Below are 23,019 nucleotides of genomic sequence, written 5' to 3'. Positions count from 1 at the left end.
GCAGGAACCCAATCGATCGATACGATTCGATTTCATCCGGGGACTCGCGATCATCGCAGGGACGAGTGGCCCGATCTCCGCACGCCGAATCCGCGCGATTCAAAGCTGGCGCGCGCGCCGGTTTTCGCGTATCAAATAGATTCCTGCCGCAAGGCAGGCCGCGTTGCGCTTCGTGCATCGATCGCTTCGTCCCCAACGCGCGGGGCTTTCTCCGATAGCCCGTGTCTCATCGTCACACACGCGAATCACACTTCGATTACCGGCCAGGCGCGCGCTCGATCGGGCCTTTGCGCGCTTTCGATTCACGACATCACTCAGGAGACTCCCATGTCCGACAGGCTCAGCATCTCCACGCCCGACGGCAATTTCGACGCCTACGTCGCCTATCCCGCGCAAACGCCCGCGCCCGCCGTGGTCGTGATCCAGGAGATATTCGGCATCAACGCCGACATGCGCGAAACCTGCGACGAGTACGCGCGCCAGGGATACGTCGCGCTGTGCCCGGATCTGTTCTGGCGGCTCGAACCGAACGTCGAATTGACCGACAAATCCGAAGCCGAGTGGCAACAGGCGCTGAAGTACTACAACGCGTTCGACGTGAACACGGGCGTCGAGGACATCGCGGCGACCATCGGCTTTGCGCGCGGGCTTTCGCAGGTGCAGGGCAAGATCGGTTCGGTCGGATTCTGTCTCGGCGGCCTGCTGTCTTTCCTGACGGCCGCGCGCACCGATGTGGACGCATCGGTTTCCTATTACGGCGGCGGCACCGACCAATACCTTGCCGAGCTGCCGAAGATCAAGGTGCCGCTGATGCTGCATCTCGCGGAAGAAGACGAGTTCATTCCCGCCGACGCGCGCAGTCGCGTGCTCGCGGCGGTGCAAGGGCACGCGAACGTCGAGGCGTTCACGTATCCCGGCTGTCATCACGCGTTCGCGCGCAATCAGGGCGCGCACTACGACGCGGCGGCCGCGCAACTCGCGAACGGCCGCACCGCGGAGTTTTTCAAGAAGCATCTGACGTAATCGACGCCAGAAACGAAAACGCCGCCCGGAGCGGGGCGGCGTTCATCGTCGGGAAAAGAGCTTACTTCTTCACCGTGTGCGGCCGTCGAAACACGAGCCAGCGCGGCGACTTGAAGCGCACGATGCTCATGTAGAGCCACACATACGTCGCCGCGAACACGACGACGAAGCAGAACAGATGCACCGTGTGCCGCCAGAAGAGCGTCGCGGGAATCACCGCGATCAGGCACAGCAGCCACAGATACGGCGACGTGAGCGAGTTGCGGCGCGTCAGTTCGTGCGCGTTCTTCGCGCCGACGGCCCAGCGCATCAGCCGCTTGTAGACGAGCATATGCAGATGCACGCCATCCGGAATGCCGGGCGAGATGCCGCGAATGAACTTCTTGCGATAGATCGAGAAACACGTCTCGAAGATCGGATACATGAAGAGCAGCACCGGATACCACGCGGAGACGTCGCGGTTGCGCATCACGAGCATGATTGAGAGCTCGCCCAGCATGAAGCCGACGAAGTACGCGCCGCCGTCGCCGAGAAAGATCAGGCCGGCGGGGAAATTCCAGATGAAGAAGCCCATCACCGCGCCCATCATGATGAGCGATCCCGACAGCACGACGGGATCGTGCACCTGGAACGCCACGTAGGCGAGCGACGCGAACATCATGAAGCTGACCATCGATGCGAGGCCGTTGAAACCGTCGATGATATTCACCGCGTTCGCGAGCGCCGCGACGGCGAGCACCGTCACCGCGCAGGAGATGATGGCGTAGGACAGCAGGAAATCGAGCGGCGGCACGCTGATGCGCGTGACCGCGATATTCAGCAACGCATAGGCGAGGCCCGCGGCGGCCATCGTGCAGACGAGGCGGGCGAGCGGCGAGACGCGCTTGGTCAGGTCTTCGATCAGCCCGGAGAGAAACGCCGGCAGGCCGCACGCGACGATGCCGAGAATCCCGCCCGATACGGCCGGATAACTCCATCGCAACTGCACCGCCGATGCGGTCAGCCCGCAAATGATGCCCACGCCGCCGATGCGCGGCACCGGGCGCGCGTGAAACTTCTGCACGCCGGCGAGATCGGTGTCGCCGAGCACGCCTTCCTGCAGGTGTGCGAAGCGCACGATCAACAAGGTCACGAGCAGCGAGATCAGAAAAGCGAGCGCGAAACTAAGCATGAAAATAGAACCGGTTGGGAGAAGCAGCCCCGCATCGCTCGGAACGACGAGGCGGGGCGCAGCGAGACTTTACGCGAACCCGTTCGGGTTTTGCGACTGCCAGCGCCAGTGATCCACGCACATGCGTTCGATGCCGTGCTCCGCGCGCCAGCCGATCAGTTCCGCGGCGGCGGCAGGATCGGCGTAGCAGGCGGCGATGTCACCCGGGCGGCGCGGCACGAGCTCGTACGGCACGGGCTTGCCCGACGCCGCCTCGAACGCCTTCACGACATCGAGCACGCTATAGCCCTGGCCCGTGCCGAGATTCACGACGAAACTGCGGTCGAGCGTCTTCAGCGCGTCGATGGCCGCGATGTGCCCGCGCGCCAGATCGACGACGTGAATGTAATCGCGCACGCCGGTGCCGTCGTGGGTATCGTAATCGCTGCCGAACACGCGCAGGCGCTCCAGCTTGCCGACGGCCACCTGCGCGACATACGGCATCAGGTTGTTCGGAATGCCCGCCGGATCTTCGCCGATCAGCCCGCTCTCATGCGCGCCGACCGGATTGAAATAGCGCAGCGTCGCGATGCGCCACGACGGATCGGAGACTTCGAGATCGCGCAGAATCTGTTCGGCGATGAGCTTCGACTGGCCGTAAGGGTTGGTCGCCGAGAGCGGAAACGATTCGTCGATCGGCACGCTCTTCGGCACGCCATAGACCGTCGCGGACGAGCTGAACACGAAGTTGCGCACGTTGCGCTCTTTCATCACCTTCAGCACGGCGAGCAGGCTGCCGATGTTGTTGTTGTAGTACTCGACCGGCTTCGCGACCGATTCGCCCACGGCTTTCAGCGCGGCGAAGTGGATCGCGCCGGTGATCTCGTGCGTGTCGAAGATATGGTTGAGCGCGGCTTCATCGCGCGCGTCGGCGTGATGGAACGCGACGCGCTTGCCGGCAATGCTTTCGACGCGCTTCAGCGATTCGGCGCGACTGTTCACGAGATTGTCGATGACCACGACGCCATAGCCCGCGTCGAGCAATTCGACGCACGTATGCGAACCGATAAAGCCCGCGCCGCCCGTTACGAGAATCGTGCCCTTTGCACCCGTGTTCGGCGACTGATTGCCATTCATCATGCGTTCTCCAAAAGACTCGAATCAGAGTGAAATGCCTGTGATGGCATGTATTGTGCCCTTGTAGCGTTCGACGACATTCTTTTCGTCGAATTCGCTTGTGACTTTTTCGCGGCCGCGCAGCGCCATCGCCTCGCGCTCGCTGGAAGTGAGCGTCAGCATGCGTTCGAGCGCTTCGGTCAGGCTGTCGGCGTTCTTTACCTCGCAGAGAAGACCGTTCACGCCGTCCTCGACGACCTCGCGGCAGCCGGGCACATCGGTGGCGACGATCGGGCGGCCCATCGCCGAGGCTTCCATCAGCGTGCGCGGCACGCCTTCGCGATACGAAGGCAGCACGACGCAATCCGCCGCGGCGACGAGCGGGCGCACGTCGTTGGCTTCGCCCAGATATTCGACGATATTCTCCGCTTCCCACTTCTGCACATCCGTGCGGCTGATCGCGCTGGGGTTGTCGACGCCGACCGGCCCGAGCAATTGAAAACGCGCGTGCGGATATTTCGCGCGAATCCTGCGCGCGGCTTCGACATATTCCGCCACGCCCTTGTCCCACAGGAGCCGCCCGATGAGGATGAAAACGAAGTCCGCGCGCGCGGGCAGCGGCTGAAACGCGAATTCATCGAGATCGACGCCTTCGCCGTGCAGACGCCGCGCGCGATCCGGATGCGCGAGCAGATTCTCGTGCAGAAAGGCTTCGTGATCGTCGCGATTCAGAAACCACACTTCGCGCGGAAAGCGGAACGCGAAACGGTACAGCAGCTTCGCGACCTGCGCCGTGCGGCTCTTCTGGATGAACACGTAGCCGAGGCCCGTGGTCACTGCGATCGACGGCACGCGCGCGAGCATCGCGGCGAGCGTGCCGTAGATGTTCGGCTTGATGGTGTAGTGAAACACGATGTGCGGGCGCGTCGCGCGATATTCGCGATAGAGCGCGGCGAGCGTCCTGAAGTCCTGGCGCGGGTCCGTTCCCTTCGACGCGACCGGCAACTCGACGCAGCGGCAGCCCATTGCCGTGAGCGGCTCGAAGGTGCGATCGCGCGGCGCGATGATCGTCACTTGCGCACCGCGCGCGGTCAGCATGCGCAGCACGCCTTGCCGGTAGGTGTAGATCGCCCACGCCGTGTTGCAGACGAGGGCGATGCGAAGACTCGACTTTTCTTTCGTCATCCGGAAGAGCGCTCAACGTGGCGCGAACTGAACATTGAAATTTTCACGCGGAAGACGTGGCCTTCAGCAATCGCGCCTTCAGACCGCGCAACGCGCGATACGGCAGGACGAGATGCGCGATGCTTTTTGCGACGCCCGCCCAGTCGAGCGGATTCGTCAGGCGCAGATGGCGCAGTTGCAGGCGCAGTGTCGACATCACCTGCACGCGCCGCTTCGTCGCGCTGATGCCGCTTTCGTTCAGCTCGTAGAAGAGACCGAACTCGGGCAGGTTCGCGCCGTCGTGCCGTTGCAGGAGCCGCAGGATCAGATCGAGATCTTCGGCCGCGCGATACTGCGCGCGATAGTTGCCCGCTTCGATCACGGCATCGATGCGCAGCATCAACGACGGATGCGTGAAGCACGTGCGTGCGAGCATCATGCGGCGGATCGCGGCGGGCTCGCTCGGCGGCGTCAGGTCGAAAAGCGGCGCGCCTTGCGTCGATACGACATGCGTCCACATGCCCAGCACCGCGACGCGCGAATGGTCCTCCATGTACGCGCGCTGCTTCGCGAGACGGCCGGGCGTCGCCAGATCGCCGGCATCGATGCGCGCCGCGTAACGCGCGCCGCGTGCGGCGAGCGCCGCGATGCCCGCTTCGAGCGCGCGCTCGATGCCGCCGTTTCGCGGCATCCGCAGAATGTCGATGTGCATGCCGCCGATGACGGGCGCGACGATCGGCGGCGTGCTGCCGTCGTCGACGATCAGCACGTTCACCGTCGAGGCTTCCCTGAACGATGCGAGCGTGCGTTCGACCTCGGCCTGGCCGTTGAACGCGGGCATCAGCACGGCGACATCGGAGAGATCGTTCATGCGCGCAGCCGGAAACGGATGTAGTAAAAGTTCACCGACGCCGCCGCGACATAGCCCGCCGCGAGCCCGATCAGCGCGCCGTAGCCTTCGATGCGCGGAATCGTGAACCAGTTCACCGCGAACGCGACGGCCAGCGCGAACAGCCATTTCGACAGCAGCACGTACTTCGCCTGATATTTCAGCACGACGAGATTGCCGATCGCCTCGACGCCCGCCGGCACGGACAGCCACACGGCCCAGCGGAAAATATCGGCGGCGCCCGCGTAGTTCGGCCCGAACACGCGCGCGATGATGAAGCCCGCGAGCGCATCGAGGACGGCGGCGCCCGCGATCATCAGCACGGCGGTCATCGCGAAGAGGCGCACGAGATTGCGCCTGAGGCGCGCGGTTTCCTGCACGCGATACACGAACGCCGGCGCGATGGTCTGCGAGAGCATCAGCGCGAGCGCGATCCAGTTCTCGTTCAACTGCTGCGCGGCGGAGTAGAGCCCGAGTTCCGCGAACGACACGCGATGCGCGAGCATCAGCCGGTCGAGCTTGAGAAACAGATACATGCAGATGAGTCCGAGCCAGAACACCGTGCCCGCGCTCGCGAAATGTCTGAACAGTGCGCGATCGAAGCGCCAGCCGAGCGTGCCGCCGTGACGGCGCATGTAGTACGCGACGAGCGCGGCGCTTATCGCGGCCGCTTCGAGCGCCCAGAGCCAGCCGAATCTCGACGGCGCGGCCATCGCGCGCACCAGCGCGAACACGAGCGCCGCCTTGACGATGGCCGCCGCCATGCTCGCGATGAGCTGCGGCTTGCTGTAGGTGAGACTTTGCAGCCACGAATTGACGACGCCGATGAACGGCTCGCGAAAGAGCATCGTGACGGCGAGGCCGGCGAGCATCAGGCCGACCATCGGATCGGTGCCGCCTGCCGCGATCCACATCCACGTGACGACGAGCGCGATGATCGAGACGCCCATGCGCAGCACGAACGCGCTGCCGAGCACCGCGCCGGCTTCGGCGGGCGTGCGGTTGACGATCGTCGGCACGAGGATTTCCGCGCCGCAGACCCACGTGATCGGCGCGATCACGAGCAGGAGCGTGTTCGCGTATTGCCATTTGCCGAAAACGTCGGGGCCGAGATAGCGCGCGAGCAGTCCCGAAATGACGATCGCCACCGCAATCTGCGTGAGCCGTTCGAGCCCGAGCCAGACGATGTTGGCGAGCGCGCGGGCGACGTCCGGATTACCGGAGCGCGTCAGCGCCTTCATGCGGCCGATCCTGCGGCACAAGCGGGCACACGGCGTGCTACCTTAGCCTGACCGCCCTGCAAGTCTGCGTGTTCGGTCAAGTTTTGTGTGTTTGCACGCAGACGCGCCTCATTCGAAGGCATCGAGGCGAAAGAGCGTTTGAGCATTGGATTAGAATGAACGCGCAGGCTTTGACCGCCGCGCGCAACCACGAGAGCGCCGAAAGACAGCGATTATAAGTGCGATCCGCGGCTTGCCCGTTGCGCTGGTTTTGCATCCAGTTGCTTCCAATTGTTTCTTTCGTGTTGATTTAACAGACGCAAAGGCAGAATTCGTACGTCATCTGGCAGTCGTTCACGCGCCTCGCACGCTGCACTGGCGCGCCAACCGTCACGACCTGCATGCCCTCATGGCTGCATCGCCGAGAAACCATCAATTAATAGAGAAGAGGTAGCCATCTCATGAGCCAAGTATCCCAATCCATCTTCAAGGCCTACGACATTCGCGGCATCGTCGGCAAGACGGTCGACACGGATGTCGCGAAGAGCATCGGCCATGCATTCGGCAGCGAGATCAAAAAGCAGGGCGGCGACTCGGTCGTCGTCGCGCGCGACGGACGCCTCTCCGGCCCCGAACTCGTCGGCGCGCTCGCGGAAGGCTTGCGCGCGGCGGGCGTCGATGTCGTCGATGTCGGCATGGTGCCTACGCCGGTCGGCTACTTCGCGGCGAGCGTGCCGCTGCCGTTGCCTTCGGGCGAGCGTCGCGTGGATTCGTGCATCGTCGTGACGGGCAGCCACAATCCGCCCGACTACAACGGCTTCAAGATGGTGCTGCGCGGCGCGGCGATCTACGGCGACCAGATTCAGGGCTTGTACAAGCGCATCGTCGACAGCGACTTCACGAGCGGCGAAGGCACGTACACCGAGTTCGACGTATCGCAGATCTATCTCGATCGCATCGTGTCGGACGTGAAGCCGGTGCGCGGAATGAAGATCGTCGTCGATACCGGCAATGGCGTCGCGGGCGGCCTCGCGCCGAAGCTGTTCAAGGCGCTCGGCTGCGAGCTCGTGGAGCTGTTCACGGACATCGACGGCACTTTTCCGAACCATCACCCGGACCCTGCGCACCCGGAAAATTTGCAGGACGTGATCAAGGCGCTCAAGGAAACGGATGCCGAGGTCGGCTTCGCATTCGATGGCGACGGCGACCGGCTCGGCGTCGTGACGAAGGACGGGCAGGTCATCTATCCGGATCGCCAGTTGATGCTGTTCGCGCAGGAAGTGCTGTCGCGCAACAAGGGCGGCCAGATCATCTATGACGTGAAGTGCACGCGCAATCTCGCGAAGTGGGTGCGCGATCAGGGCGGCGAGCCGGTGATGTGGAAGACCGGTCACTCGCTCGTGAAGGCGAAGCTGCGCGAAACCGGCGCGCCGCTTGCGGGCGAGATGAGCGGACACGTGTTCTTCAAGGACCGCTGGTATGGCTTCGACGATGGCCTGTACACCGGCGCGCGCATGCTCGAAATCCTGTCGCGGGTGGCGGACCCGAGCAAGCTGCTCAACGATCTGCCGAATTCGCTATCGACGCCTGAGTTGCAGCTTAAGCTGGAAGAGGGCGAGAATTTCGAGTTGATCGCGCGTCTGCAGAAATCGGCGAAGTTCACCGGAGCGGATGATGTGCTGACGATCGACGGATTGCGGGTGGAGTATCCGGATGGGTTCGGACTGGCGCGTTCGTCGAATACGACGCCGGTGGTCGTGATGCGTTTCGAAGCGGATAACGACGCGGCGTTGAAGCGGATTCAGGAGGATTTTCGTCGGGTGATTCTGGCTGAGAAGCCGGATGCGAAGTTGCCGTTTTGAATGGTTTTAGCTGTAGATGACGCTACGGGCGCTTCGGCTAAATGCTGGTGGCCTGCGCTTCGTAGTGTCTGACGTGGTTTGGTTTTTTTGTTTGCCTGGGCTTCTGTGGATGGCCCGGTTTCGCAGTGGTCTATTAGCACTGCCCCTCCCCGGGGCGGGGGTCACTTTCTTTGCTGCTGCAAAGAAAGTAACCAAAGAAAGCAGCTTCTCACCGCCCGCAGTCACACGCAGTTTGGCCACGCTTGCCAGCCCGCGGTGGCACTCGCCTAAGTGTCGCCCTCGAAGGCCCAATCGGGCTTGGCTCGCGCACGGTCTGCCGCCCCAAATATTTTAGGGCGCTGGTTCAGCACCAAATAGCTTCGGCACAGCGCTACGCGCTGCCGTTGGGTATGCGAGGGAAACCGTCGAGGAAGAAGCGCACGCGCACCCGATTGACCCATCGGCCGCGAAGCGGGCCGGAGCTATTTGGTGCTGAACCAGTGTGTTATGCGGTGCGATGTGTCAGACCGTGCGCGGTCCAAGCCCTTGTCTGCTTGCGGGGGCACTCGCTACAGCCGGGCCATTAGGCCAATCGTCTGTGCCGCGGCCGGTGTGAAGTGCTTAGGCTGGGGAAAGCTGTTTCTTTGGTTACTTTCTTTGCAGCAGCAAAGAAAGTGACTGCCGCCCCGCACAGGGGCAGTGCTAATAGACCACTAAGAAAACGGGATCCGGCGAAAGCATTTCCCAGCGAAACTCCCATACACGCTCTAAAATCACCCCTTTCCCGCTCACCGCGCAGCGCCCTCCCGCGCCTCCCCACCCCAGCGTGCAAAAGATCCTGATCGTCCGCGTGTCGTCGCTCGGCGACGTCGTCCACAACATGCCGGCCATCGCCGACATCCGCCGCCGCTATCCCGATGCGCAGATCGACTGGCTCGTCGAGGAAAGTTTCGCGAGTCTCGTCGAACTCGTGCACGGCGTGCGCCGCGCGATTCCGTTCTCGTTGCGACGCTGGCGCCGTGCATTCGCATCGCCCGAAAACTGGCGCGAGATCGGCAAGTTCAAGCGCGAACTCGCCGCCGAAAAATACGATCTCGTGATCGACTGTCAGGGCCTCATCAAGACCGCGTGGGTCGCGAGCTGGGCGCGCGGGCCGCTCGTCGGTCTCGGCAACCGCACCGACGGCGCGGGCTACGAATGGCCCGTGCGCTTCTTTTACGACCGGCGCGTGCCGATCGAACCGCGCACCCACGTCGTCGAACGCACGCGGCAACTCGTGGCGGCGGCGCTCGATCTGCCGAAGCCGCAGATGACCGACGACATCGACTTCGGCATCGACACGCGCCGCGCAACGCTCGCCGTCTCCGAGCTCGGGTTGAATCTGCCGGTGCCGTATGTCGTGTTCGTGCACGCCACCTCGCGCGCCGACAAGCAATGGCCCGAAGCCGCGTGGATCGAACTCGGGCAGGCGCTCGTCACGCGCGGCGCGTCGATCGTGCTGCCGTGGGGCAGCGACGCCGAACGCGCGACCAGCGAAAAGCTCGCGAAGGAATTCGGCGCGGCCGCGATCGTGCCGCCGAAGCTGTCGCTGCCCGCCGTAGTCGGTCTGATCGACGGCGCAGCCGCGACCGTCGGCGTCGATACGGGCTTGGTGCATATTGCCGCGGCGCTGAAGCGCCCGACCGTCGAGTTGTACAATTTCTCGACCGCATGGCGCACCGGCGGCTACTGGTCGCCGCAGGTGGTCAATCTCGGCGACGCGAGCCGGCATCCGACGCTTTCCGAAGTCAAGGCCGCGCTCGCGGGCTTCGGCCTGCTGTAGCGTGTCCTTCGCGCGCCGCGCCGTGCTCGGGCAACTCAAGGTCGTAGACACATGACGGAATCTCAAATCATCGAAGTCGCGTCGGGCGATTGGCAGGGAAAGAATCTTTCCGTGCCGCGCGAGACGCTCCTTGCCGGCGTCGAAAACGGCAAGGTGCTGTATTTCCCCAATCTGCGTTTTCCGATCGAAGGCGGCGAACTCGCGCTGCTCGATCCGAAGATCGCGGACCCCAAACGCAAGAACATCAGCCTCGCACCCAACGGCGGCGCGCTGAACGGCGTGCTCGGCGAGAACGTGACGCAGTCGGCGGTGCGCTCGCTCATCAAGCGCTATCAGGATCATGCGCGCTCGCTCGTCGATGGCCTTTTCCCCGAATACGACGGCAAACTGCGCGTCGCGCCCACGAGCCTCAGGCTGCATCAGGTCGAAACGCGCGAGACATCCTGGCGCAAGGACGACAGCCGCCTGCACGTCGATGCGTTCCCGTCGCGCCCGAATTACGGCGAGCGCATCCTGCGCGTGTTCACGAACATCAATCCGAAAGGCGCGCCGCGCGTATGGCGCGTCGGGGAACCGTTCGAGGACATGGCGAAGCGCTTCCTGCCCGGCATCAAGACGCAGATGCCCGGCTCGGCGTGGCTCATGAATCTGCTGCACATCACGAAGTCGCCGCGCAGCGAGTACGACCATCTGATGCTGCATCTGCATGACGCGATGAAGGCCGATCTCGACTATCAGAAGACCGCGCCGCAAGAGGCGATGCCGTTTCCGCCGGGCTCGGTGTGGGTCTGCTTCTCCGATCACACGTCGCACGCCGTGATGTCCGGCCAGTTCATGATGGAACAGACCTTCTTTTTGCCCGTCAAGGCGATGGCGCGCCCCGATTGCGCGCCGCTCGGCATTCTCGAGCGCCTGAAGGGCAGGGCGCTCGTTTGAGCGGCGCCGCTTCCCCGGGCGCATCGGCCGCGGTGCTGAGGCTCGTCTACCGGGCGCTCTGGTGGATCGTCGCGCCGCTCGCCGTGCTGCGGCTCTACATCCGTTCGCGCAAGGAGCGTGGATACCGCGAGCATATCGGCGAGCGTTTCGGATGCATCCCGCCCCGGCGCGCCGACGATCTCGCGCCGCTCATCTGGGTGCATGCGGTATCGGTCGGCGAGACGCGCGCGGCGCAACCGCTCATCGATGCGTTGCTGAAAACGCATCCCGAAGCGCGTGTGCTGCTGACGCACATGACGCCGAGCGGCCGCGCGACGGGCCTCGAATTGTTCGGCGATCGCGTGTGGCGCGGCTATCTTCCCTACGATCTGCCGGTGCTCGTGCGGCGCTTTCTGCGCGCGTGGCGTCCGTCGCTCGGCATCGTGATGGAAACGGAAGTCTGGCCGACGCTCATCGACGAATGCAAGCGCGGCGACGTGCCGCTCGTGCTGACGAACGCGCGCATGTCGGAGCGTTCGTACCGGCGCGCGGCGAAGTTCGGGCGCGCGGTGCGCGAAGTGTTCGGCGGCTTTTCGCGCGTGCTCGCGCAGACGCCGTCCGACGCCGAACGGCTCACCGCGCTCGGCGCGCGCAACGTCGCGGTGCTCGGCAATCTGAAGTTCGATATGACCGCGCCGCCCGAACTGGTCGCGCGCGGTCACGCGTGGCGCACGGCGATCGGCGACCGGCCGGTGTGGGTCGCGGCGAGCACGCGCGAAGGCGAGGAGACGCTGGTCCTGCGCGCCTTCGCGGCGCTCAATGTCCCCGATGCGCTGCTGATTCTCGTGCCGCGTCATCCGCAACGTTTCGATGAAGTGTCGGCGCTGATCGCGAGCCTCGGGCTGACGAGCGCGCGCCGTTCGGTGTGGGCGCCGAAGCCGGCCGCGGCGGGATCGGGCGCGGATGTGCCGGAACCGTTGCCGGCGAACGTGCAGGTGCTCCTCGGCGATTCGATGGGCGAACTCGGCGCGTATTACGCGGCGGCGGATCTCGCGTTCATCGGCGGAAGCCTGTTGCCGCTCGGCGGGCAGAATCTGATCGAAGCGTGCGCGGCGGGCGTGCCGGTGCTGATCGGACCGCACACGTTCAACTTCACGCAGGCGACCAACGATGCGATCGCGGCAGGCGCCGCGTTGCGTGTGCAGGACCCGCAGGAGCTTGCGCGCGGTCTGCGCGAAATCTTCAGCGACAAGGCGAGGCGGCTCGCGATGAGCGCGGCGGCGTCGGCGTTCGCGGCGCGGCATCGCGGCGCGACGGAGCGAACGGTGAGCGTGCTGAGCGCATTGCTCGAAGAGGAAAACGACGCGGCGAAGTGATCGTCATCGCGTCCGTTTCATCTGACAAAAGACCTTTATCCGTCAGAAAAATCGAGGTTGAACGTCAAAAAAGTTAGAGGGATACTGAATTCCCTACCGGCCCCTTCGTACGGACAACAATAGGCCGGATGCCTGCGAACGTGCTTCCAATCTCATTTCGAGGACGCGCATGCAAGATCTCATCAAGTCCGTCGTCAAAGACATGATGCCGCCCGGGCTCCTGCGCCTGCTGCGGCCATCCCCCGGACCAACCGATTCATGGGGCGCCGTGCGGTACGGCACGCACGGTCTCGTGCTCCCCGGCAACCGGCGCTTCGAATATCGGCCTTGCCCGGCGGATCGCTCGGTTTGCCGGCAAATCTTTTTTCTTCGCGAATACGCGACGGATCATCTGCTGCGCGGGAAGGAAATCGCGGCGTTCTACGCGGCCTGCGAGAATCCGCTGATCGTCGATGCCGGCGCCAATATCGGCGCTGCGGCGGTGTGGTATGCGCTCACGTATCCGAAGGCGAAGATCGTCGCCATCGAGCCGGATGTATCGAATTTCGCGCTGCTCAAAAAGAACGCGGAGACCTTTCCGCTGATCACGCCGCTGAATGCCGCGATCGCGGCGAAGCGCGGCACGCTCTATCCCAACGATCCGGGCGGCGGCGAATGGGCCTTCCGCACGGCCGACAAGCCCGTCGAGAAAGGCTATGCCGTCGACGCGCTCACGCTCGAAGACGTGATGCCGGCATCCGGCGTGACGCCGTTCATTCTCAAGATCGATATCGAAGGCGCGGAGTCGGACCTGTTCTCGCGCCATTGCGAAGCCCTGAACCAGTTCCCGGTCATCATGATCGAGTTGCACGACTGGATGCTTCCCGGCGAATCGAACAGCCGCAACTTCCTGCAATGGCACGTCGAGATGAAGCGCGATTTCATTCAGGTGGGCGAGAACGCGGTCTCGATATCGAATTCGATTGCGCTGACATAGCGCGTCTTACGCGAGCAGCAGTCCCTTCTTCTCGATGAAGCGAATGACGTCATCGAGCCCGTCGAGCGCCTTCAGATTGCACATCACGAAAGGCCGCTCGCCGCGCATCTTTTTCGCGTCGCTCGCCATGATGTCGAGATTCGCGCCGACATGCGGCGCGAGGTCGGTCTTGTTGATCACGAGCAGATCCGACTTCGTGATGCCCGGCCCGCCCTTGCGCGGAATCTTCTCGCCGCCCGCGACATCGATCACGTAGATGGTCAGATCGGAGAGTTCCGGACTGAAGGTCGCCGCGAGATTATCGCCACCGGATTCGATGAACACGATATCGGCATCGGGAAACTTCGTCACCATGCGATCGACGGCTTCGAGGTTGATCGACGCATCCTCGCGGATCGCCGTATGCGGGCAGCCGCCCGTCTCGACGCCCATGATGCGCTCGGCCGGCAGCGCGCCCGCGACGGTCAGCAGGCGCTGATCTTCCTTCGTGTAGATATCGTTGGTGATGGCGACGAGGTCGTACTTCTCGCGCATCGCCTTGCAGAGCATTTCGAGCAGCGTGGTCTTGCCGGAGCCGACCGGCCCGCCCACGCCCACGCGCAACGGCGGCAGTTTCTTGGTTCGGCGAGCGGCGGAAGAGTAAGCGGGAGTGTTCATGGAATATCGGTTCAGGAGCGGAAAAGCCGCGAGTATTGCGATTCGTGCCGCGCGGACAAAACGCCGAGTTGCGGCGCGAAAGTGTTGACCCGTTCGGGCGATGTATCGAGCGCGCGGCGCACGGCGGCATCGATCGGTTCGCGCAACGCGACGATGATGCGCTGCCCTGCAAGCTGGCCGAGCGGCACGGCTTTTAGCGCGGCCGCCGCCTGATTCTCGACCCAACTGAACGCGTAGGCCGCGAGCGCGGCTTCCGTCGATGCATCGTGCGCGAATGCGGCGAAGGCGAACGCGCTCGGCTGCGCGATCGGCTTGATCGCGGCGAGCGTCGCGCGGCGCGCTGCGTCGCCCCATTCGAGCGATGCGCACAGTTGCGCGAGCGACCAGCCCATCTGCTCGGTTTCGCGTTTTAACTCCGCCGATTCGCGGCTCGCGATGTATTCATCGTTCGCGACTCGCAGCGCGGCTTCGTCGTGCGCACGCCAGTGTTCGATCTGATGCGCGAGCAACGGCAATTCGCCGCGCGCGAGCACGGTGCTCAGGCCGCTCGCGATCCAGTCGCGGGCGCTGTCGCCGTCGTGGATCAGGCCGTGCTCGATCGCCGCTTCGAGTCCCTGCGAATAGCTGAACGCGCCGATCGGCAGCGCCGGCGACGCGAGATGCAAAAGCGCAGTGAGTTCAGCGATGCGCATGACCGTGATGATGATGTTCGTGACCATGATCATGACCGCACGACGAGTGATCGTGATCGTGGTCGTGCGAATGATCGTGCCCGTGATGCTCGTCGAAGACCTTTTGCGCGAGCGCGTAGTCCTCGCTGAAGCTTTCGTCGTGGCCGTGCTTGTGACCGCCGCCATATGCGCCGGTTTCGGGCTGGAACGGCTGCGATTCATGCGCGACGAGCACGCCGAGACGCTTCAGCATGTCTTCGAGCACGGGATCGGCTTCGAGCTTCAGATAATCCGCGCCGACTTCCACGGGCGTATGCCGGTTGCCGAGGTGATACGCGGCACGCGTCAATAGCCGCACGCTCGGCGCGCGCACGACGAGCACGTCCTCCGCCGCCGCGATCACACGCACGAAGCCGCCGTCATCCGCGACGAGCATGTCGCCGTCCGCGAGCACGGTGCCGCGCGGCATCACGAGGGCGACTTCCTCGCCGTTGTCGAGCGTGGCGGCGAGACGGCTCTTGCCGCGCGCATCGAAAGGCAGGGTCAGGGTGGGCGCGCGCTTCACGAGCACGGGCGCGAGCTTGGCGGTCAGACGTTTGTCGATGGTACGCATGGCGACTCAGAACAGGAAATAGCGCTGCGCCATCGGCAGAACGGTGGCGGGATCGCAGGTGAGCAATTGCCCATCGGCGATCACCTGATAGGTCTGCGGATCGACGCTGATGGACGGCTGCCATGCATTGTGAATCATGTCGGCCTTCGTCACATTGCGGCAGTTCTTCACCGCGACCACTTGCTTGCTGAGACCGTAACGATCCGCGACGCGCGCTTCCATCGCCATTTGCGACACGAAGGTCAGCGACGTCTTGCCGAGCGCGCCGCCGCGCGTCGCGAACATCTCGCGATAATGCACCGGCTGCGGCGTCGGAATCGATGCGTTCGGGTCGCCCATCTGCGCGACCGCGATCATGCCGCCCTTGACGATCATCGCGGGTTTCACGCCGAAGAACGCCGGCTCCCAGAACACGAGATCGGCCCACTTGCCCGGCTCGATGGAACCGACTTCATGCGCGATGCCATGCGTGATCGCCGGATTGATCGTGTACTTCGCCACATATCGCTTCGCGCGGAAATTGTCGTTGCGCGCGTTGTCTTCGGCGAGCGCGCCGCGCTGCACCTTCATCTTGTGCGCCGTCTGCCAGGTGCGGATGATGACTTCGCCGACGCGGCCCATCGCCTGCGAATCGGAGGACAGCATCGACAATGCGCCGAGATCGTGAAGGATGTCTTCGGCCGCGATGGTCTCGCGGCGAATGCGCGATTCCGCGAACGCGATATCTTCCGCGATCGACGGATCGAGGTGATGGCACACCATCAGCATGTCGAGATGCTCGTCGAGCGTGTTGATGGTATAGGGGCGCGTCGGATTGGTGGAAGAGGGCAGCACGTTCGATTCGCCCGCCACCTTGATGATGTCCGGCGCATGGCCGCCGCCCGCGCCTTCCGTGTGATACGTGTGGATCGTGCGGCCCTTGAATGCGGCGATGGTCGTCTCGACAAAGCCCGCTTCGTTGAGCGTGTCGGTGTGGATGGCGACCTGCGTGTCGGTGTCGTCGGCGACCGAGAGGCAGTTGTCGATCGCGGCGGGCGTCGTGCCCCAGTCCTCGTGCAGCTTCAGACCGATTGCGCCCGCTTTCACCTGTTCGATCAGCGGCGCGGGCAGGCTCGCGTTGCCCTTGCCGAGAAAGCCGAGATTGACCGGCCAGCCGTCGGCGGCTTGCAGCATCCGCTCCATGTGCCAGGGGCCCGGCGTGCAGGTCGTCGCGTTGGTGCCGGTCGCGGGGCCGGTGCCGCCGCCGAGCATCGTCGTGACGCCGCTTGCGATCGCTTCGTCGATCTGCTGCGGGCTGATGAAGTGGATGTGCGTATCGACGCCGCCCGCCGTGACGATCATGCCTTCGCCCGCGATCACTTCGGTCGCCGCGCCGATCGCGATGTTCACGTTCGGCTGGATATCCGGATTGCCCGCCTTGCCGATTGCGAAGATGCGTCCGCCCTTGATGCCGATATCGGCTTTCACGATGCCCCAATGATCGAGGATCAGCGCGTTGGTCACGACCGTATCGACGACCTCGGCCGATGGACGTTGCGACTGGCCCATGCCGTCGCGAATCACCTTGCCGCCGCCGAATTTCACTTCTTCGCCGTAGGTGGTGAAGTCGCGCTCGACTTCGATGATGAGATCGGTGTCGGCGAGGCGCACGCGGTCGCCGGTCGTCGGGCCGAACATTTCAGCATAAGCGCGGCGGCCGATGCGTAGCGTCATGTTATTGATGTCCTGTTCAGAGTGGGCCCATCACGAGGCCGTTGAAGCCATAGACGTGCCGGTCGCCCGCGAGCGCGACGAGTTCGACGGTGCGTTCCTGTCCCGTCTCGAAGCGCACGGCGGTGCCTGCCGCGATATTCAGGCGAAAGCCGCGCGCCTTCTCGCGTTCGAACTTGAGCGCCGCGTTGACTTCATAGAAATGAAAATGCGAGCCGACCTGCACGGGCCGGTCGCCATGATTCGCGACGAGGACCGTCACGGTCTCGCGTCCCGCGTTGAGTTCGTGCTCGCCATCGTCGATGAAATATTCGCCGGGGATCATGGTCTTAAGGGATCGGATGATGAACCGTCACGAGCTTCGTGCCATCGGGGAAGGTCGCTTCGATCTGGATGTCGGGAATCATCTCGGGCACGCCTTCCATCACGTCGTCGCGCGTGAGCAGCGTCGTGCCGTAGTGCATGACTTCGGCGACGGTCCTGCCGTCGCGCGCCGCTTCCATCAATGCGGCCGAAATGAACGCGACGGCTTCGGGATGGTTGAGTTTCAGGCCGCGCGCGCGGCGGCGTTCGGCGAGCAATGCCGCGGTGAAGATCAGCAGCTTGTCCTTTTCTCGGGGCGTGAGTTTCATGGCTCTTTCGTTTTATGGCGCAAGGCTTTGGGCCTTGCAATGCTAGCATCGGATGGGCTTTCGGCGAGCTTGCAGTTCACTGGATAAAGCGCTGCAACTCGACCGTCGAAGGCCGCTCGAATATCGCTTCCGGCGCACCCGATTCCCACACGCGCCCCTGATGCATGAACACGACCTTGTCGCTCACCTTGCGGGCGAAGCGCATCTCGTGCGTGACCATGATGAGCGTCATGCCGTCGCGCGCGAGGTCTTCGACGACCGCGAGCACTTCACCGACGAGTTCGGGATCGAGCGCCGACGTGATCTCGTCGCAGAGCAAAACGGTCGGCTTCATTGCGAGCGCGCGCGCGATGGCCACGCGCTGCTGCTGGCCGCCGGAGAGTTGATCGGGGTACGCATCGAACTTGTCGCCGAGACCGACGCGTTCGAGCACCGTGTGCGCGGTCGCGCGCGCCTTCGCCTTGTGGATCTTCCTGACGACGGTTTGCGCGAGCATCACGTTTTCTCCCGCGGTGAGATGCGGAAAGAGGTTGTACTGCTGAAACACCATGCCGACCTTCAGACGCAGCGCGCGCAAGTCGGCGTGACGCGCATCGAAATGCTCGCCATCGATTTCGATCGAACCTTCGTCGATGCTTTCCAGCCCGTTCAACGTGCGCAACAGCGTGCTCTTTCCCGAGCCGCTGCGTCCGATGATCGATACGACCTGTCCGCGCTCGACGGCAAAGTCGATACCCTTCAGCACCTGATTCGCGCCGAACTGCTTTTGAAGATTGCGGGTTTCAACGAGCGGCATTCCATTTCCTTTCGAGCGTGCGCGCATAGCGCGTCAACGGATAGCAAAGCACGAAGTAGATGATGGCGACGAGCCCATACACGAGGAACGGCCGGAAAGTCGCATTCGAAATCATCGTGCCGGCCTTCGTGAGTTCCGTGAAGCCGATGATCGATACGAGCGCTGTGTCCTTGACCGCCTGCACCGCGAAGCCGACTGTCGGACCGACGGCGATGCGCGTCGCCTGCGGCAGGATCACGTGACGAAGCTGCTCGAAATAGCTCATCGCGAGACTAGACGATGCTTCCCATTGTCCCTTCGGCACCGCTTCGACCGCGCCGCGCCAGATCTCCGCGAGATAGGCGCTGGTGAAGAGCGTGAGACCGACCGTCGCGGCGAGCCAGGGCGAAACGTCGATGCCGATCAGCGGCAGGCCGAAGAACACGAGGAACAGTTGCATCAGGAGCGGCGTGCCCTGAAAAATCTGGATATAGGCTTTGACGAACGCGCGCAGCACCTGCGATTTCGACACGCGCATCACGAGCAGCGCAAACCCGGCGATGCCGCCCAGCACGAACGACACGATCGACAGCACGACGGTCCAGCGCGCCGCGAGCAACAGGTTCTCGAAGATCTGCGCGAGGGTGAATTCGATCATCGCGCGGCGCTCCGATGGTTCATCAGAAAGCGTTTGCCCGCCGCGTTCAGCGCGGTGCGCAACGCGAGCGCCATCATGAGATAGGCCGCCGTGATGAAGAAGCACGTCTCGAATGCGCGGAAGTTGCGCGACTGGATATAGCTCGCTGCATAGGTGAGGTCGGGCACCGAGATCTGCGATACGACGGCCGAGCCGAGCATCGTGATGACGATCTGGCTGGTCAGCGCGGGAAACACCTTCGCGAGCGCCTGCGGCAGCACGACGTGGCGGAACGTCTCGCCACGCGACATCGCGAGCGAGGCCGCGGCTTCGTGATGCCCCTTCGGCACGGCCGCGACGCCCGCGCGGATGATCTCGACCGAATACGCGCCGAGATTGAGCGTCATCGCGAGAATGGCCGCGACGTATTCGCTCAGGTGAATGCCGAGCGCGGGCAGGCCGAAGAACACGAAGAACAGTTGCACGATGAACGGCGTGTTGCGGACCGCTTCGACATAGCCGCCGACGATCGCACTCAGCCACGCACGCCGGCTGTCGCGCGCGGCGGCGCCGAGCACGCCGACCGACACCCCGAGCGCCGTCGAGACCGCGGTCAAGGCGAGCGTCGTCGCCGCGCCGCTCGCGAACATGCCCGCGTATTGCGCGAGATCGGCGAATTGAAGTTCATAGGCCATCGTTGCCGTGCGCTCTGTCAAAGGCTCGCGGGCAGCGGCTGGCTGAACCACTTCTTCGACATCGTGTTGAGCGTGCCGTCCTTTTTCGCCTGCGCGATGGTGTCGTCGACCTTGGTCATCAGGCGCGGCTCGTTCTTGTTCATGCCGACGAAGCAGGGCGAATCCTTGATGATGAACTTCGCTTCCGGGCGGCGCGGCGGATTCTTCGCGAGGATCGCGGCCGCGACGATGTTGCCCGCCGCGATCAGTTGCACCTGTCCCGAGAGAAACGCGGAGATGGTCGCGTTGTTGTCCTCGAAGCGCTTGATGGTCGCGTTCGGCGCCATCTGCGACAGCGCGATTTCTTCGAGCGCGCCGCGCGTTGCGCCGACGGTCTTGCCGGTGAGATCTGCGGGGCTGGTCACCTTGATGTCGGCGGGGCCGAACACGCCCTGGAAGTAGGGCGCATAAGGGGGCGAGAAATCGAGCACCTTCTCGCGTTCCGGCGTCTTGCCGAGCGATGAAATCACGAGATCGACCTTGTTGGTCGTGAGATACGGAATGCGGTTCGCGCTGTTCACGGGCACGAGTTCGAGCTTCACGTTCATCGACTTGGCGAGCAGCGCGGCCATATCGACGTCATAGCCTTGCGGCTTCATGTCGGCGCCGACCGAGCCGAAGGGCGGATAGTCCTCGGGCACGGCCACGCGCAGCGTGCCGTTCTTCGCGATGGTGTCGAGGGCGTCGGCGTGTGCGGCGAAGGGAGCGAGGGAAAGCAGCAGCGCGACGAGCGCGGTGCGCCGCGCGCGAGAAAACGTGATGAGCATCGATGATCCTTCGGTCTTGAGCGGCCGCGTTGGAAGGCGCGGCTCTTGAGCCGAGGGTTAAAGCGAGAGTCGTGCCATCGATGTCTCTTCGTTGTATCGTCTGCCTTCGCGGCTTGCGCGTCCATGAGCGCGCACAACGGCTGTGCAAACGGATGCGCTTCCCTGGTGCGTACTAGGTAGTCCACAAACGCAGAGGCCGCGCATCGACGCCATGCACGATGGGACGAAGACGCGTCCAGCATTCGATGAGCGCGTTTTGCAGCGGCTCCATCGAGCGGCTGATCGCGCGCACGATCATCACGCCCGGTCCGACGCACGATGCGCCAGCGCGCAGTTGATCGTCGAAGGGCAGTTGCGCGGTGAGCGTTTCGGCGAGCGCATCGTCGCAAGCGGGGCCGATCGCCCACAGCGTGCCGTAGGCGGGGAAGCCGGCGAGACCTTGCGCGGCATCGCGCAGCGGATCGTTCGCGTCGAGCAGCGTGCGCTCGAACCAGAGCGTCGTGCCGTCGCGCCGCGCGATGCGAGATATCGCCTTGATGTGCCCTTGCGTCCACGTCTCGCCGGCGGCGGCGCGGCCGAGCAGCATTGCATCCCAGCCGATGGCGCTCGCGCTTTCATCGAGCGTGAGATTGAATTCGAGCTCGACGTTCGACGATTCGAACACGATGTTGTTTTGCGGTAGCCAGTCGAGCTTCGCATGCGCCGCGAGAGCGATGTCGATGCGCTGCGTCGCGAGCTTGCCGTTGGCCTTGTACCACTTGGTCGCGCCGGGCGTCGTGATGACGGCGTGCGTGTGCTCCTCAAGGCGAACGTCGATGGACAGGCGATCGCCGCCCGCCACGCCGCCCGGCGGATGCACGATCACCGAGTGACAGATATCGCCTTCGGGATAGAGCGGGCGTTGCAGCCTCAACGGCCCTTCGTGCTTGCGATGAACGCAAACGGTGCGGCCATGCTGATGCGCGTAGCCGAGTTCGAGCGAGCCGCGCCAGATGTTTGGATCGACCAGCGTTGCGTGGGATTCGTGGTGCATGAGCGGTGCGTTTCAGAGCTGAGCATGAATCATACGGCGATCAGCTCGCGCACTCCATGCGCATCCATTTCCGAGCCTGCGCCGCCCGCGACGATTTCGCCGCGGCTCATCACCCAGTAGCGGTCGGCGAGCTCGCGGGCGAAGTCGTAATACTGCTCGACGAGCAGCACTGTCATGCCCATTTCATCGACGAGCTGCCGCAGTGTGCGGCCTATGTCGCGGATGATCGATGGCTGGATGCCTTCGGTCGGTTCATCGAGGATGAGCAGTTGCGGCTCGCTCATCAGTGCGCGGCCGATTGCCAGTTGCTGTTGCTGACCGCCGGAGAGATCGCCGCCGCGGCGGTTTTTCATGTCTCGCAGGACGGGGAAGAGATCGTAGATGCGGTCGGGAATTTTCGATGGCGCCTTGCGGCTTGCTGCGCCTACCAGCAGGTTTTCTTCTACTGTTAGACGGCCGAAGATGTCGCGTCCCTGCGGAACGTAGGCGAGGCCGTTTGCGACGCGCGCGTGCGTTGGCATCGAAGATATCTTGTTGCCACGCCAGTTGATGGTGCCGCTTTTTGTTGGGACGACGCCCATCAGGCAGCGCAGGAGCGTCGTCTTGCCTACGCCGTTGCGGCCCAGCAGGACCGTTAGCTCGCCGTCGGGGACGGTCATCTTCACATCGCGGAGGATGTGGCTGCCGCCGTAGTATTGATTCAGATTGTCGACTTGTAGCATTTTCGGTGTTCGGGTTTTCGGTTGGCTTGCTTTCGTGGAATCCTGAATTCGCGGTGGTCTATTAGCACTGCCCCTCCCCGGGGCGGGGGTCACTTTCTTTGCTGCTGCAAAGAAAGTGACCAAAGAAAGCAGCTTGTTTAAGCCCGCGGTCACACGCACGTTGGCCACGCTTGCCAGCCGCCGGTGGCCCTCGCCTAAGTGTCGCCCTCAAAGGCCCAACCGGGCTTGGCTCGCGCACGGTCTGTCGTCTCGCACTGCTTCACTGACTGGTTCAGCACCAAATGGCTCCAGCCCGCTTCGCGGCCGATGGGTCAATCGGGTGCGCGCGCGCTCCCTCTTCGGCTTCCCTCGCATACCCAACGGCAGCGCGTAGCGCTGTGCCGAAGCTCTTTCGTGCTGAACCAGCGCCCTAGAACAACTAGCTTGTCAGACCGTGCGCGAGCCAAGCCCGACTGGGCCTTTGAGGGCGACACTTAGGCGAGTGCCGCTTCCTGCTGGCAAGCATGGCCAAACTGCGTGTGACCGCGGGCGGTGAGAAGCTGTTTCTTTGGTTACTTTCTTTGCAGCAGCAAAGAA

The 23,019-nt window shown here is 63.7% G+C and carries 23 protein-coding genes; 6 read left to right on the top strand and 17 right to left on the bottom strand.

The window, feature by feature from the left end:
• The first annotated feature begins 327 nt into the window (after positions 1 to 327).
• The gene (locus tag QCE73_RS11180) at positions 328 to 1,023 is read left to right on the top strand and encodes a dienelactone hydrolase family protein (protein WP_035500928.1); all 696 of its coding nucleotides are present in this window, start codon (positions 328 to 330) and stop codon (positions 1,021 to 1,023) included.
• A 61-nt stretch (positions 1,024 to 1,084) separates the two neighbouring features.
• On the opposite strand, the gene QCE73_RS11175 is transcribed toward QCE73_RS11180, so the two are convergent.
• From QCE73_RS11175 to QCE73_RS11155, 5 genes are all read right to left on the bottom strand, one after another.
• Positions 1,085 to 2,194, bottom strand: a complete 1,110-nt coding sequence (locus tag QCE73_RS11175) for a glycosyltransferase (protein WP_187605898.1) — start codon at positions 2,192 to 2,194, stop codon at positions 1,085 to 1,087.
• A 69-nt stretch (positions 2,195 to 2,263) separates the two neighbouring features.
• Positions 2,264 to 3,310 carry a UDP-glucose 4-epimerase GalE gene (galE, locus tag QCE73_RS11170; RefSeq protein WP_035500965.1) on the bottom strand — a complete coding sequence of 349 codons (1,047 nt, stop codon included), beginning with the start codon at positions 3,308 to 3,310 and terminating at the stop codon, positions 2,264 to 2,266.
• A gap of 24 nt (positions 3,311 to 3,334) precedes the next feature.
• Entirely contained in the window at positions 3,335 to 4,474 is a 1,140-nt protein-coding gene (locus QCE73_RS11165; RefSeq protein WP_309881219.1) for a glycosyltransferase family 4 protein, read from the bottom strand.
• A gap of 43 nt (positions 4,475 to 4,517) precedes the next feature.
• The gene (locus QCE73_RS11160; protein WP_309881218.1) at positions 4,518 to 5,324 is read right to left on the bottom strand and encodes a glycosyltransferase; all 807 of its coding nucleotides are present in this window, start codon (positions 5,322 to 5,324) and stop codon (positions 4,518 to 4,520) included.
• Positions 5,321 to 6,583, bottom strand: coding sequence for an oligosaccharide flippase family protein (locus QCE73_RS11155; protein WP_309881217.1), 1,263 nt, complete (start codon positions 6,581 to 6,583; stop codon positions 5,321 to 5,323). Before QCE73_RS11155 ends, QCE73_RS11160 begins: the two co-directional genes overlap by 4 nt.
• A 440-nt stretch (positions 6,584 to 7,023) precedes the next feature.
• Between QCE73_RS11155 and QCE73_RS11150 the strand changes: the two genes are divergently transcribed.
• From QCE73_RS11150 to QCE73_RS11130, 5 genes are all read left to right on the top strand, one after another.
• On the top strand, positions 7,024 to 8,424 hold the full coding sequence (locus QCE73_RS11150) for a phosphomannomutase/phosphoglucomutase (protein ID WP_309881216.1): 1,401 nt from the start codon (positions 7,024 to 7,026) through the stop codon (positions 8,422 to 8,424).
• An 859-nt stretch (positions 8,425 to 9,283) separates the two neighbouring features.
• Entirely contained in the window at positions 9,284 to 10,225 is a 942-nt protein-coding gene (waaC, locus tag QCE73_RS11145) for a lipopolysaccharide heptosyltransferase I (RefSeq protein ID WP_309881983.1), read from the top strand.
• 51 nt (positions 10,226 to 10,276) lie between these two features.
• Positions 10,277 to 11,161: a Kdo hydroxylase family protein gene (locus QCE73_RS11140; RefSeq protein ID WP_035503130.1), complete on the top strand. Its 885-nt coding sequence runs from the start codon at positions 10,277 to 10,279 to the stop codon at positions 11,159 to 11,161.
• Between the two features lie 32 nt (positions 11,162 to 11,193).
• Positions 11,194 to 12,516: a lipid IV(A) 3-deoxy-D-manno-octulosonic acid transferase gene (waaA, locus tag QCE73_RS11135; protein ID WP_309881981.1), complete on the top strand. Its 1,323-nt coding sequence runs from the start codon at positions 11,194 to 11,196 to the stop codon at positions 12,514 to 12,516.
• A gap of 169 nt (positions 12,517 to 12,685) precedes the next feature.
• The gene (locus QCE73_RS11130; protein WP_309881215.1) at positions 12,686 to 13,492 is read left to right on the top strand and encodes an FkbM family methyltransferase; all 807 of its coding nucleotides are present in this window, start codon (positions 12,686 to 12,688) and stop codon (positions 13,490 to 13,492) included.
• A 6-nt stretch (positions 13,493 to 13,498) separates the two neighbouring features.
• On the opposite strand, the gene ureG is transcribed toward QCE73_RS11130, so the two are convergent.
• From ureG to urtE, 12 genes are all read right to left on the bottom strand, one after another.
• The gene (gene ureG / locus QCE73_RS11125; protein WP_035503132.1) at positions 13,499 to 14,149 is read right to left on the bottom strand and encodes an urease accessory protein UreG; all 651 of its coding nucleotides are present in this window, start codon (positions 14,147 to 14,149) and stop codon (positions 13,499 to 13,501) included.
• An 11-nt stretch (positions 14,150 to 14,160) separates the two neighbouring features.
• On the bottom strand, positions 14,161 to 14,841 hold the full coding sequence (locus QCE73_RS11120) for an urease accessory UreF family protein (protein ID WP_309881979.1): 681 nt from the start codon (positions 14,839 to 14,841) through the stop codon (positions 14,161 to 14,163).
• Positions 14,828 to 15,433: an urease accessory protein UreE gene (ureE, locus tag QCE73_RS11115; protein WP_309881212.1), complete on the bottom strand. Its 606-nt coding sequence runs from the start codon at positions 15,431 to 15,433 to the stop codon at positions 14,828 to 14,830. The genes QCE73_RS11120 and ureE overlap by 14 nt, the downstream gene beginning before the upstream one ends.
• A gap of 6 nt (positions 15,434 to 15,439) precedes the next feature.
• A complete protein-coding gene (gene ureC / locus QCE73_RS11110) occupies positions 15,440 to 17,146 on the bottom strand; it encodes an urease subunit alpha (protein ID WP_309881210.1) in 1,707 nt (568 codons plus the stop codon).
• A gap of 16 nt (positions 17,147 to 17,162) precedes the next feature.
• Positions 17,163 to 17,468: an urease subunit beta gene (locus tag QCE73_RS11105; RefSeq protein ID WP_309881208.1), complete on the bottom strand. Its 306-nt coding sequence runs from the start codon at positions 17,466 to 17,468 to the stop codon at positions 17,163 to 17,165.
• 4 nt (positions 17,469 to 17,472) lie between these two features.
• A complete protein-coding gene (locus QCE73_RS11100; RefSeq protein ID WP_014192076.1) occupies positions 17,473 to 17,775 on the bottom strand; it encodes an urease subunit gamma in 303 nt (100 codons plus the stop codon).
• 76 nt (positions 17,776 to 17,851) lie between these two features.
• The gene (locus tag QCE73_RS11095; protein WP_035503137.1) at positions 17,852 to 18,571 is read right to left on the bottom strand and encodes an amino acid ABC transporter ATP-binding protein; all 720 of its coding nucleotides are present in this window, start codon (positions 18,569 to 18,571) and stop codon (positions 17,852 to 17,854) included.
• Positions 18,558 to 19,208: an amino acid ABC transporter permease gene (locus QCE73_RS11090; protein ID WP_035503138.1), complete on the bottom strand. Its 651-nt coding sequence runs from the start codon at positions 19,206 to 19,208 to the stop codon at positions 18,558 to 18,560. The genes QCE73_RS11095 and QCE73_RS11090 overlap by 14 nt, the downstream gene beginning before the upstream one ends.
• Positions 19,205 to 19,882, bottom strand: coding sequence for an amino acid ABC transporter permease (locus tag QCE73_RS11085; RefSeq protein ID WP_309881207.1), 678 nt, complete (start codon positions 19,880 to 19,882; stop codon positions 19,205 to 19,207). Before QCE73_RS11085 ends, QCE73_RS11090 begins: the two co-directional genes overlap by 4 nt.
• Before the next feature lie 17 nt (positions 19,883 to 19,899).
• Positions 19,900 to 20,688 carry a transporter substrate-binding domain-containing protein gene (locus tag QCE73_RS11080; RefSeq protein WP_309881206.1) on the bottom strand — a complete coding sequence of 263 codons (789 nt, stop codon included), beginning with the start codon at positions 20,686 to 20,688 and terminating at the stop codon, positions 19,900 to 19,902.
• 172 nt (positions 20,689 to 20,860) lie between these two features.
• Positions 20,861 to 21,721, bottom strand: a complete 861-nt coding sequence (locus QCE73_RS11075; RefSeq protein WP_309881204.1) for an urease accessory protein UreD — start codon at positions 21,719 to 21,721, stop codon at positions 20,861 to 20,863.
• A gap of 29 nt (positions 21,722 to 21,750) precedes the next feature.
• A complete protein-coding gene (urtE, locus tag QCE73_RS11070) occupies positions 21,751 to 22,443 on the bottom strand; it encodes an urea ABC transporter ATP-binding subunit UrtE (RefSeq protein ID WP_035503144.1) in 693 nt (230 codons plus the stop codon).
• Positions 22,444 to 23,019 lie beyond the last annotated feature (576 nt).

The organism is Caballeronia sp. LZ029 (assembly GCF_031451275.1).
GTDB lineage: Bacteria > Pseudomonadota > Gammaproteobacteria > Burkholderiales > Burkholderiaceae > Caballeronia > Caballeronia jiangsuensis.
The sequence above is the reverse complement of the archived record's forward strand: the minus strand, read 5'-3'. Positions and strand labels throughout refer to the sequence as shown.